This window comes from uncultured Pseudacidovorax sp., assembly GCF_913773995.1.
Lineage (GTDB): Bacteria > Pseudomonadota > Gammaproteobacteria > Burkholderiales > Burkholderiaceae_C > Xenophilus.
Genome location: NZ_CAJYES010000211.1, coordinates 1 through 10,464 on the forward strand (window position 1 = coordinate 1; position 10,464 = coordinate 10,464).

The following is a 10,464-nucleotide window of genomic DNA, read 5'->3' on the forward strand; positions in this document are numbered from 1 at the left end:
GGCGGCATGTCGTCGACCCAGGCCGGCGGGCCGTCTTCCACGGCGGGGACCGGTTCCGGCGCGGCTTCGGTGGCTTCGGGCGCCGCCTCCACCATCACCGCCGTCTCCGGCGCATGCACCGGCCACCAGACCTTGACGCCCATCTCCTCCAGCATGGCGCGCTGGCGCGCATCGAGCATCAGGCCGTTCACGAGATCGCTCCTTCGAGCCGCAGGCTCATCACGATCGCGTCCTCGCGCCGGCCGGGGGCCGCGGGGTAGTAGCCCTTGCGCTGGCCCACGCGGCGGAAGCCGTGGCGTTCGTAGACCTGCTGGGCGCGCGTGTTGCTCACCCGCACCTCCAGCCACAGCCAGCCCGCGCCCTGCGCGCGCGACCACACGCTCAGCGCCGTCAGCATCAGCGCCGCCCAGCCCTGGTGCTGGAAGGCGGGCGCCACGGTGATGTTGAGCAGATGCACCTCGTCCACGCCCTTCATGGCGACGAAGTAGCCGATCAGCGTGTCGGCCTGCGGGCGCGGCGCGGCGCCGTCGGCGCCGAAGCCGGGCGCCTCGGGCGTCGTGGGCCCGACCAGGCACATGCAGTGGTAGCCGGCGTGCATCGAGTCGATGAAGTTGCCGCGCGTCCACGGATGGGTGTAGGCCTGCTGCTCGATGGGCAGCAGGGCGTCGAGGTGGGTGACGCGCATGGGCTCCAGGCGCGCTTCGGGCAGTTGGGGCAGGGCGCTCACGGGCAAGGACTCCGCGTGAAAGGCTTTGGCGCGGCGCAGGCCAGGCAACGACGGGCGCTGCTCATGCCGGGGTCGCGCGGGCCGCGTTCTTGATGGCTTCGCGCTCGGCCGTGGTCTGGGCGACCTTGTCGCGCACGTAGAGCGGCTGGGCCTCGGCCGCCGGCACGGCGCGGCCGGCCGCCAGCAGCGCCGGGGCCAGGCGCAGCAGCGCGGTGGCGGTGGGCAGGCAGGCATGGCGGGGTGCATCGGCGGGCAGGCGCTCGCCATAGACCGCGACGGCATTGCCGGCCAGCAGGAAGCCGGGCGGCACCTGCACCTGTTCGGGGGCCATCAGGCGCGGAGCCTCGCAGCGGGCGGCGGCGGTGTCGCAGGCGGCGGCATAGACCTCGTCCATGCGCGCATCGAGCACCGCCAGCACCTGCGCCGCGCCGGTGGCATGGCGGGCCTCCTCGGCCACGGCCTGCAGCGTGTCGATGGGCAGCACGGGAATGTCCGCCCCATAGCCCAGGCCCTGTGCCACCGCACAAGCGGTGCGCAGGCCGGTGAAGGCGCCGGGGCCACGGCCGAAGACGATGGCCTGCAGTGCGCCGAGCGTCAGCCCGGCTTCGGCCAGCAGTTCGTGGATCAGCGGGATCAGCGCGGCCGAGGCCTGCGCGCCGCCAGCCTGTGTGCGGGCGATCACGCGGTCGCCGTGCTGCACGGCCACCGACAGCGTGTCGGTGCTGCAATCGAAGGCGAGGAGTTCAGGCATTGCAACCCTTGGTCGTGGCACAGGCCGGCACCGCGGCCGCTGCGGCCGATGCTGCCGGCGCCTTGCGCTGCACCCCCAGCAGGATGCCGGTGGTCACCAGCGCCAGGCCGGCCAGCAGGCCCGGATGCAGCGGCTCGTCGAGGAAGAACACCGCCGACAGCGCCGACAGGCCCGGCACCAGCGCCGTGATCATGGTGGTCCGCACGGGGCCGAAGTAGCCGATCATCTTCGTGAAGGTGATGCCCGAGATCACCACCGAGCCGATGCCCTGGAAGGCCATCTGGAAGGCGATGGCGCCCCAGGGTGCGGTGGGCAGCTTGCTGTGCACGACGCCCGCCCAGACCAGCAGGGCATACAGCGGCACATAGGTCAGCAGCGCGAACATGGTGATGGCGATGGTGGCGCGCACCGCGTCCAGCGCATGCCGGCGGACGATGACGCCGTAGCAGGCCCAGCAGAAGGCGGCGGACATGAAGAGCAGGTCGCCCTTCCACACATCGGCCGCGCCGCCCGCGTCCGCGCCGCCGAAGGCCTGCAGCAGGCTGCGCCCGCCCACCATCAGGTCGCCCGCGACGATCAGGCCCAGCCCCGCGGCCCGCAGCGGCGTGATGCGGTCGCGCAGCACCACCGCCGCCAGCAGCGCCGTCCACAGCGGCAGGCTGCCGGGCATCAGCACCGCAGCATGGCCGGCCGGCGCGAAGAAGAAACCCGAATACGCCAGGCCCGCATAGAGCACCGCGCCGAAGACGCCGGCCAGTGCGCTCAGCCGCAGCGAGAGCGGCGACAGGCCGAACAGCGAGCCGGCCTGGGTGTCGCCCGCCCGCCGGGCCTGCGCCACCAGCCAGGCGCCCCACGGCGCGAGCACCACGCTGGCGCCCAGGATGCGGGCCAGACCGATGTCCAGTGGCGCCAGCGAGCGGCCGGCGGTGGCGCGGGAGATGACGATGAAGCCCGTCCACACCAGCACGGTGATGACGGCCGAGCCGACACCCACCGCCCGGGGAGACAGGCGCAGGAGCGATCGGTCGGCAGCAGGCATCGGGCGATTATCGAGGGGCCTCGCCGTGGGCGCAGTCGCCGGGGCTTGGCCGGCCGTCAGGCGACCGCGACCGTGGCGCCAGCCGCGCGCAGAGCGGCCACCGCCGCCTCGGGGGCCTGGGGCGCCACCAGCACCGTGCCGGCCTCGGCCAGCGGCGCGATCACATAGGGCGAGGCGGCACCGAGCTTTTCGGAAGAGGCCATGACCACCGTCTCGGCCGAGGCGGCCATGAGCGCCCGCTTGATGGCGGCTTCCTCCATGTCGGCGGTGGTCAGGCCCGCCTGCGCATGCACCCCGGTCACGCCCAGGAAGCAGGTGTCGGCATGGATGCGGGCGATGGCCTCGGTGGCCGCCGCGCCCACCGTCACCACCGAATGCTTGAACAGCCGGCCGCCGATCAGCACCACCTCCACGCCGGGGTGTTCCACGAGCGCCACCGCCACCGACGGGCTGTGCGTGACCACCGTGGCCCGCAGCGTGGCCGGCAGGTGGCGCGCCAGTTGCACGGCGGTGGTGCCGCCGTCGACGAACACCACCTGCCCGGGCCGCACCATGGCGGCCGCGGCGCGGCCGATGGCCACCTTCTCCTGCGGGGCCAGGCGCTCGCGGCCGGCGAAGTCGGCCTCGGCCGCCGCCATCGGCAACGCGCCGCCGTGCACCCGCTGCAGCCTGCCCTGCGCCGCCAGCTCCCGCAGGTCGCGGCGGATCGTGTCTTCCGACAGGCCCAGCGATTCGCCGAATGCCTTGGCCACCACCTGGCCATCGCGGCGGAGGGCGTCGAGGATGAGCTGATGGCGCTGGCGGGTGAGCATGGGTCGATGGTAGCCACGACTGCATGAAGATGCACGAAATTTCTTGATGTTGCACGAATGCGCGTCTAGCATCCGCCGCCATGACTTCCACCAGCGAACGCGTCCGGGTGCGCGACGTCACCCTGCTCTCCGACAACTGGTACACGCTCAAGACCACGCGCTTCGACTGGCAGCGCCGCGACGGACGCTGGCAGACCCAGCAGCGCGAGACCTACGACCGTGGCAATGGCGCCGTCCTCCTGGCCTACGACCTGGCGCGCCGCACCGTGCTGCTGGTGCGGCAGTTCCGCTATCCGGCCTTCGTCAACGGCCATGACGGCCTGCTCATCGAGGCCGCGGCCGGCCTGCTGGACGATGCCGAGCCCGAGGCCCGCATCCGCGCCGAGGCCGAGGAAGAACTGGGCTACCGCCTGGGCGAGGTGCGCAAGGTGTTCGAGGCCTTCATGAGCCCCGGCTCGGTCACCGAGAAGCTGCACTTCTTCGTCGCACCCTACGACGCCGGCATGCGCATCGGCGACGGCGGCGGTCTGGCCGAGGAAGGCGAAGACATCGAGGTGCTGGAGCTGCCCTTCGACGAGGCGCTGGCCATGGCGGCGGATGGTCGCATCGCCGATGCGAAGACCATCCTCCTTCTGTACCACGCGCAATTGCACCTGTTCGGCCCGCGCGGTGGCTGAGCGGGCACATTCCAGGCGAATGGGGCAGGGTGCGCGCATGGCGATTACCCGCGTCGCATCCCGCCATTCCCCGTGGAGCGCCCGAACCGGGGCACGCGCAAGGGCGAGGGCGTTGCCGTCGCAGTGCCGGGCCGCCGAGAAGCGTGCCGCTGTCTGTTGGCGCATCCATCGCTCCGGATAATCCCCGCGCATGCCTGTGCGCTGCCTTTCTTCCCGACTGCCCCGCCTCCCGCTCCTACCTCTGCTGCGCGCCGCCGCGCTGGCCGCTACCGTCGCGGCCGGTGGCTCGCCGGTGCGGGCCCAACCCGCGTCCCCGGTCCCTGCAGGCGCTGCCATGGCGTCCACGGCGCTGCCGCCCTCGGTCGAAGCCGCCCTGGCCCGCGCCAAGGTGCCGCGCGATGCCGTCACCTTCTTCGTGGCCGACGCCGACGGCCGCCAGCCCCCGCGCCTGGCCTGGCGGGCGCAGGAACTGGTCAACCCAGCCTCGGTGATGAAGCTGGTCACCACCTATGCCGGGCTCGACCTGCTCGGCCCCGCCTACACCTGGAGCACGCCGGTGTACGCCGATGGCGCCGTGGTCGACGGCACGCTGCAGGGCAACCTGTACCTGCGCGGCCAGGGCGACCCCACGATGGTGGTCGAGCGGCTCTGGCTGCTGCTGCGCCGCGTGCAGGCCCTGGGCATCCGCCGCATCGCCGGAGACGTGGTGGTCGACCGCAGCGCCTTCGACGCGGGCGTCGAGAGCGACCCGGCCGCCTTCGACGGCGAGCCGCTGCGGCCTTACAACGCCTCGCCCGACGCCTTCCTCGTCAACTTCCGCTCGGTCACGCTGGACTTCACGCCCGAGGCCGGCGGCCGCTTCGCGTTGGTGAGCGCCGAGCCGCCGCTGGCGGGCGTCAGCTTTCCGACGCGCGTGCCGCTGGGCACCGGGGAATGCGGCGACTGGCGCACCGCGCTGCAGGCCGACTTCGCGGACCCGGCGCAACCGCGCTTTGCCGGCGCCCTGCCGGCTGCCTGCGGCGCGCGCAGCTGGCCCGTGGCCTGGCCCGATCCGCAGCGCTTCGGCCTGCGCGCCATCGGCGGCCTCTGGCAGCAGATGGGCGGCCAGATCGACGGCCAGCTGCGCCTGGGCGCCGTGCCTGCGGGCGCGCGCCTGCTCTTCGAGGCCGCCTCGCCGCCGCTGGGTCAGGTGGTGCGCGACATCAACAAATACAGCAACAACGTGATGACCCAGCAGCTGTTCCTGACGCTGGGCCTCACGCAGCGGCAGCGCGGCAGCTTCGACGCCGCACGCGCCGCCGTGCGGCAATGGTGGACGTCGCGCGTGGGCGGCAACGAACCGGCGCCGGTGATGGTCAACGGTGCCGGCCTGTCGCGCGAGGACCGGCTCACCGCGGCCGGCCTGGCGCGCATGCTGCAGGTGGCTTGGCGCTCGCCGGTCATGCCGGAACTGATCGCCTCACTGCCCGTGATGGGCGTGGACGGCACCCTGCGCCACCGGCCGGCGACCACGTCGGCGCACCTGAAGACCGGCAGCCTGCGCGATGTGGCCGCAATTGCCGGCTATGTCGATGGCGCTGGGGGGCGCAGGTGGGTGGTCGTCGCGATTGCCAACGACCCGGCGGCTGGGGCGGCGCGCCCAGCCTTCGATGCGTTGGTGGAGTGGGTGGGACGCGGCGCCCAGTGATACCTGGCCGAGCGCGGGAAGCGTTGCGCTCCAAGACTCGAATGGCCGTGGAACAGGCCACGCCAGTGCACCCGCGGAACTGGCTTCGCCAGGCCGCGGGGTGCGCCCCCCTCCAAGCCGAAGGCGCGAGGGAGGGGGGAGCCGCGAAGCGGCATGGGGGGTGCTTTCTGTTTACGCAGCGGCGCGCATCAACCGATCCCGCACACCTTCCCATTCCGGGCCATCGGGCGGCGTCTCGATCCAGATCAGCTTGGCGCCCTCGTCGTCGAACTGCCGCAGCAGCGCGAACAACTGCCGCGCCGCCTCGGCGGCGTCGTCGGGCATTCGGCGCAGGATCAGGCGCTGCGAGCGGCTCTTGAGCGGCGTGCGCGACCACACGGCGATGTGGGCGGCCTGCGCGCCCAGTACGTCCAGCGCGGACTGCAGCATGCGGCCGTCCATCAGCCGCACCTTGGCCGTCGGGGCGTAGTGCGATTCCAGCGTGCCCGAGGCGCGCGGGTCGGGCTGGGCCAGCTCGGCCTGGCTGCGCAGGCGCTCGCCGGCCACGCGCTCGATCTGCGCGCGGGTGATGACGCCGGGCCGCAGCAGCACGGGCGCGCCGCGGCTGCAGTCGACGATGGTGGACTCGATGCCCACGGTGCAGGGGCCGCCATCCACGATCAGCAGGTCGTCGCCGAATTCGCCGGCGACGTGGGCGGCGGTGGTCGGGCTCACGCGGCCGAAGCGGTTGGCACTGGGGCCGGCCAGGCCCGGAACACCATGGCGCGCGCAGGCATGCAGCAGCGCCTGCGCTACCGGGTGGTCGGGGCAGCGCAGGCCGATGGTGTCCGGCCCGCCCGCGGCGGCCGCGCCCACGCCGGGCTGGCGGGTGGCGATGAGCGTCAGCGGGCCGGGCCAGAAGGCATCGGCCAGCGCGCGCCCGAAGGCCGGCAGCGGCTGCGCGAAGCGCGACAGCGATTCCGCCTGCCGCAGCTTGTCGGGCAGGTGCACGATCAGCGGATGATCCGAGGGCCGGCCCTTGGCGCGGAAGATGCCGCGCGTGGCGTCGTCGTTGGCGGCGTCGGCCCCCAGGCCGTAGACCGTCTCGGTGGGAAAGGCCACCAGCTCGCCCGCGCGCAGCGCGAGCGCGGCGCGTTCGATGGCGTCGCTGTCGTGGCCGTCGAGGATCATGGCGGGCTCAGCAGGCGGTGCTGTCGGGCAGGCCGAGCAGCGCCGCGGCCTGGGCGGCGGCGGCGCGCACGCCGGCGATGTCGGCGCCGGTGATGTTCAGGTGACCCATCTTGCGCCCGCGCCGCGCCTCGGTCTTGCCGTAGAGATGCAGGTGGGTGCCCGGCACGGCCAGCACCTGGGCCCAGGCGGGATCGCGCTGCTGGCTGCTGCCTTCGGCGAACCACAGGTCGCCCAGCAGGTTGAGCATGATGGCCGGGCTGTGCTGGCGAGGCGCCACCAGCGGCAGGCCGGCCAGGGTACGCACCTGCAGGTCGAACTGCGAGACGTCGCAGGCGTCCATGGTGTAGTGGCCGCTGTTGTGCGGGCGCGGCGCCATCTCGTTGGCGACCAGGCTGCCGTCTTCCAGCATGAAGAACTCCACGCACAGCACGCCCACATAGCCGATGCCGTCGGCGATGGCGCGTGCGGCCTCGACGGCGCGCGCGGCGACGGCCGGCGGCAGGGCCTGCTCATGCACTTCGGTCACGGCCAGGATGCCGCCCCGGTGCAGGTTGCGCTGGGGCGGGAAGTGCACCGCCTGGCCGTCGTGGCCGCGGGCCACGATCACCGAGCATTCCAGCGCCAGTGGCAGGCGCTTTTCGAGCACGCAGGGCACGCGGCCGGTGGCCTCCCACGCGGCGGCGAGTTCGGCCAGGGTCTGCACGCCCTGCTGGCCCTTGCCGTCGTAGCCCATGCGCGCAGTCTTCAGGATGCCGGGCAGCAGGTCGGCCGACACGGCGGCCAGGTGGTCGGCGTTCTCGATCACCGCATAGGGCGCGCAGCCGATGCCGCTGGCGGCGCTGCAGCGCACGAAATGCGCCTTCTCGCGGATGCGGTCCTGCGCGATGGCGACGGCATCGGCCGCGGGCGCCACCGGCACGTCGCCCGCCAGCGTGGCCAGGGCCTGGGCCGGCACGTTCTCGAATTCGGTGGTGACGGCATCGGCCAGGCGCGAGAGGCGGCCCAGGGCGTCGCTGTCCAGGTAGTCCGCGTGCAGGTGGTGGTGGCTGATGCGGCCGGCGGGGCTGTCCGGATCGGGGTCGAGCACCGCGGTGAAGTAGCCCGTGGCCTGGGCCGCATGCACGAACATGCGGCCCAGCTGGCCGCCGCCCATCACGCCCAGCGTGCTGCCGGGCAGCAGGGGCAGGCTCTTGCGGCCCGGGGCCGTAACCTTGGGGCTCACAGCGCGCCTCCGCCCTGGGGCGAGAACACGGGTGCCGCGGCGGCCGGTGCGCCCTCGGCGGGCGGCGGCAGAGTCATGGCCTCGGCCGCGCGGGTCTGGGCGGCGCGGAAGTCGTCCAGCTTCTTGCGCAGGGCCGGGTCGTTCACCGCCAGCATGGCCACCGCGAACAGGGCGGCATTGGCCGCGCCCGCCGTGCCGATGGCGAAGGTGCCCACCGGAATGCCCTTGGGCATCTGCACGATGCTGTAGAGCGAATCCACGCCCTGCAGGTGGCGGCTGGCGACGGGCACGCCCAGCACGGGCACCGTGGTCTTGGCGGCCAGCATGCCAGGCAGGTGGGCGGCGCCGCCGGCGCCCGCGATGATGGCCGTCAGGCCGCGGGAGGCGGCGCTTTCGGCATAGGCGAACAGGGCGTCCGGCATGCGGTGCGCCGAGACGACGCGTGTTTCGTGGGCGATGCCGAATTGCTGGAGAATCTCGGCCGCATGGCGCATCGTCTCCCAGTCGGAGTTCGAGCCCATGACCACGCCGACCTGGATGGTTTCACTCATCTTTCAATTTTACGTTTCGGCCCCAGCTGGAACGGGAATCTGAATCGGCCGGGCGCCCGGCCATCCCCCAACGACGCAGCCTCACCCATGATCGACATCACCCTCGACAACTTCCAGACCGAACTGGTCGAAGCCTCGCTCGCCACGCCGGTGCTGCTGGACATCTGGGCCGAATGGTGCGGCCCCTGCAAGCAGCTGGGCCCGGTGCTGGAGAAGCTGGAGGTCGAATACGGCGGCCGCTTCATCCTGGCCAAGCTCGACGCCGACAAGGTGCCGCAGATCTCGACCCAGTTGTCGCAGATGTTCGGCGTGCGCAGCATTCCCTTTTGCGTGATGTTCTCGGGCGGCCAGCCGGTGGACGGCTTCGTCGGCGCCCTGCCGGCAGACAAGATCCGCGAGTTTCTGGACAAGCACGTGCCCGGCGCCGACGAGCTGGCCGCGCAGCAGGAGGAAGAGGCCGCGCAGGAGGCCCTGGCCGAAGGCGACACCGACGGCGCGCTCGAGAAGCTGCAGCATGCCGTGGCCACCGACCCGTCCAATGACGACGCCCGCTTCGACTACGTCAAGCTGCTGCTGCAGATGGGCCGCACCGACGACGCCAAGGTGGCCTTCGCGCCGGTGATCGACCGCCGCGCGCTGGTGCGCCGCTTCGACTCGCTGCAGCGCTGGATGGACGCGCTGGACGCGGCCGAGGGCGCGGACTTCGCCGCGCTGGACGCGCGCATCGCCGCCAACCGCCGCGACTTCGATGCCCGCTTTGCCCGCGCCCAGGCGCTGATCGCGCAGCAGCAGTGGACCGAGGCCATGGACGAACTGCTCGAGATCCTCATGCGCGACCGCAGCTGGAACGAAGAGCTGGCGCGCAAGACCTACATCGCCATCCTCGACGTGATCGAGCCGCCCAAGCCCAAGGTGGCCGAGGGCCAGATTCCGCCGGACGATCCGGTGGTGGCGACGTACCGCCGCCGGCTGTCGAGCGTGATCCTGAGTTGAGCGCGCGTTTCGCCCGCCCATGAAAAAGCGCCTCGACGACGAGGCGCTTTTTCTTTGCCCGCACCGTGGCGGGCAGGCACGGCTCAACCCAGTGCGGTGCGCAGTCGGTCGCCCGCGTAGGCCATCGCATCGCGGGCCTTCTGCAGCACGGCCGCGGCGCCGAAGAACTCGTGGGCCACGCCCTCGTAGTCGCGGCGTTCGACCGGCACCCCGGCATCGCGCAGGGCGGATTCCAGCTTGGCACCGTCGCTGCGCAGCGGATCCAGTCGCGCATTGACGATCGTCACCGGCGGCAGGCCGGCCAAGTCGGCGTCGATCAGCGACAGGCGCGTGTCCTTCAGCTCCTCTTCCGAATTGACGAGGTGGTCGACGAACCACTTCACCATGGCGCGGTTCAGCGGCTTGGCGATGGCGTTCTCGATGTAGGACTCGGTGTTGAGGCTGGTCTGTGCGACGGGGTAGACCGACAGTACGTGCCGCGGGGCAGGTAGGCCGGCGTCCCGCGCGGCGATGGCGGTGGCCACGGCCAGGTTGCCGCCGGCACTTTCGCCGGCCAGGGCCATGCGCACCGGGTCGCCGCCCAGCGATGCCGCGTTCTGGCTCAGCCAGCGGTACGCCGCCAGGGCATCGTCCCAGGCGGCGGGGAAGCGGTGCTCGGGCGCCTGGCGGTAGTCCACCGACACCACGATGGCGTTGGCCGCCTTGGCCAGGCCACGGGCGCCCGCGTCGTAGACGTCCTTGTCGGCGATCACCCAGCCGCCACCATGGAAGTACAGGATCACCGGAAAAGGTCCCACGCCCTGCGGCGTGTAGACATTGGCCGGCAACGCACCGG

At 72.3% G+C, this 10,464-nt stretch carries 11 protein-coding genes and 1 pseudogene; 3 read left to right on the forward strand and 9 right to left on the reverse strand.

Annotated elements, in window-relative coordinates; translation table 11 throughout:
• The 5 genes and pseudogenes from QZ772_RS19745 to QZ772_RS19765 form a co-directional block, all read right to left on the reverse strand.
• Window positions 1-191, reverse strand: a pseudogene (locus QZ772_RS19745) (hypothetical protein); the annotation flags it as partial.
• Window positions 188-727 (reverse strand): ribosomal protein S18-alanine N-acetyltransferase, encoded by a 540-nt coding sequence (rimI, locus tag QZ772_RS19750; RefSeq protein WP_295529762.1) that lies wholly within the window; start codon window positions 725-727, stop codon window positions 188-190. The pseudogene QZ772_RS19745 and the gene rimI, both read right to left, overlap by 4 nt.
• A gap of 61 nt (window positions 728-788) precedes the next feature.
• On the reverse strand, window positions 789-1,478 hold the full coding sequence (gene tsaB, locus QZ772_RS19755; RefSeq protein ID WP_295529765.1) for a tRNA (adenosine(37)-N6)-threonylcarbamoyltransferase complex dimerization subunit type 1 TsaB: 690 nt from the start codon (window positions 1,476-1,478) through the stop codon (window positions 789-791).
• Window positions 1,471-2,517 (reverse strand): DMT family transporter, encoded by a 1,047-nt coding sequence (locus tag QZ772_RS19760; RefSeq protein ID WP_295529768.1) that lies wholly within the window; start codon window positions 2,515-2,517, stop codon window positions 1,471-1,473. The genes tsaB and QZ772_RS19760 overlap by 8 nt, the downstream gene beginning before the upstream one ends.
• A gap of 56 nt (window positions 2,518-2,573) precedes the next feature.
• A complete protein-coding gene (locus QZ772_RS19765) occupies window positions 2,574-3,329 on the reverse strand; it encodes a DeoR/GlpR family DNA-binding transcription regulator (protein ID WP_295529770.1) in 756 nt (251 codons plus the stop codon).
• Between the two features lie 80 nt (window positions 3,330-3,409).
• Here QZ772_RS19765 and QZ772_RS19770 point away from each other — a divergent pair, with 80 nt between their 5' ends.
• Both QZ772_RS19770 and dacB read left to right on the forward strand, forming a co-directional pair.
• Window positions 3,410-4,006 (forward strand): GDP-mannose pyrophosphatase, encoded by a 597-nt coding sequence (locus QZ772_RS19770; RefSeq protein ID WP_295529772.1) that lies wholly within the window; start codon window positions 3,410-3,412, stop codon window positions 4,004-4,006.
• A gap of 334 nt (window positions 4,007-4,340) precedes the next feature.
• Complete coding sequence (dacB, locus tag QZ772_RS19775) at window positions 4,341-5,693, forward strand: D-alanyl-D-alanine carboxypeptidase/D-alanyl-D-alanine-endopeptidase (RefSeq protein WP_295529774.1); 1,353 nt, start codon at window positions 4,341-4,343, stop codon at window positions 5,691-5,693.
• 171 nt (window positions 5,694-5,864) lie between these two features.
• Here the strand turns inward: dacB and QZ772_RS19780 are convergent, their stop codons facing one another.
• The 3 genes from QZ772_RS19780 to purE are packed head-to-tail and all read right to left on the reverse strand — an operon-like array spanning window position 5,865 to window position 8,636.
• A complete protein-coding gene (locus tag QZ772_RS19780) occupies window positions 5,865-6,863 on the reverse strand; it encodes an L-threonylcarbamoyladenylate synthase (RefSeq protein WP_295529777.1) in 999 nt (332 codons plus the stop codon).
• A 7-nt stretch (window positions 6,864-6,870) separates the two neighbouring features.
• Window positions 6,871-8,085: a 5-(carboxyamino)imidazole ribonucleotide synthase gene (locus QZ772_RS19785; RefSeq protein WP_295529780.1), complete on the reverse strand. Its 1,215-nt coding sequence runs from the start codon at window positions 8,083-8,085 to the stop codon at window positions 6,871-6,873.
• Window positions 8,082-8,636, reverse strand: coding sequence for a 5-(carboxyamino)imidazole ribonucleotide mutase (purE, locus tag QZ772_RS19790; RefSeq protein ID WP_295529783.1), 555 nt, complete (start codon window positions 8,634-8,636; stop codon window positions 8,082-8,084). The genes QZ772_RS19785 and purE overlap by 4 nt, the downstream gene beginning before the upstream one ends.
• An 87-nt stretch (window positions 8,637-8,723) precedes the next feature.
• On the opposite strand from purE, the gene QZ772_RS19795 reads away from it, so the two are divergent.
• Window positions 8,724-9,629 carry a tetratricopeptide repeat protein gene (locus tag QZ772_RS19795; RefSeq protein ID WP_295529786.1) on the forward strand — a complete coding sequence of 302 codons (906 nt, stop codon included), beginning with the start codon at window positions 8,724-8,726 and terminating at the stop codon, window positions 9,627-9,629.
• Window positions 9,630-9,712: 83 nt separating this feature from the next.
• Here QZ772_RS19795 and QZ772_RS19800 read toward each other — a convergent pair.
• The coding region (locus QZ772_RS19800) for an alpha/beta hydrolase (protein ID WP_295529789.1) at window positions 9,713-10,464 on the reverse strand (752 nt) is incomplete at its 5' end.

Bases quoted from the DNA above. Each gene is read 5' to 3' on its own strand.
- tsaB (WP_295529765.1), bottom strand. From the start codon at position 1,478: ATGCCTGAACTCCTCGCCTTCGATTGCAGCACCGACACGCTGTCGGTG.
- QZ772_RS19760 (WP_295529768.1), bottom strand. From the start codon at position 2,517: ATGCCTGCTGCCGACCGATCGCTCCTGCGCCTGTCTCCCCGGGCGGTG.
- QZ772_RS19765 (WP_295529770.1), bottom strand. From the start codon at position 3,329: ATGCTCACCCGCCAGCGCCATCAGCTCATCCTCGACGCCCTCCGCCGC.
- QZ772_RS19770 (WP_295529772.1), top strand. From the start codon at position 3,410: ATGACTTCCACCAGCGAACGCGTCCGGGTGCGCGACGTCACCCTGCTC.
- dacB (WP_295529774.1), top strand. From the start codon at position 4,341: ATGGCGTCCACGGCGCTGCCGCCCTCGGTCGAAGCCGCCCTGGCCCGC.
- QZ772_RS19780 (WP_295529777.1), bottom strand. From the start codon at position 6,863: ATGATCCTCGACGGCCACGACAGCGACGCCATCGAACGCGCCGCGCTC.
- purE (WP_295529783.1), bottom strand. From the start codon at position 8,636: ATGAGTGAAACCATCCAGGTCGGCGTGGTCATGGGCTCGAACTCCGAC.
- QZ772_RS19795 (WP_295529786.1), top strand. From the start codon at position 8,724: ATGATCGACATCACCCTCGACAACTTCCAGACCGAACTGGTCGAAGCC.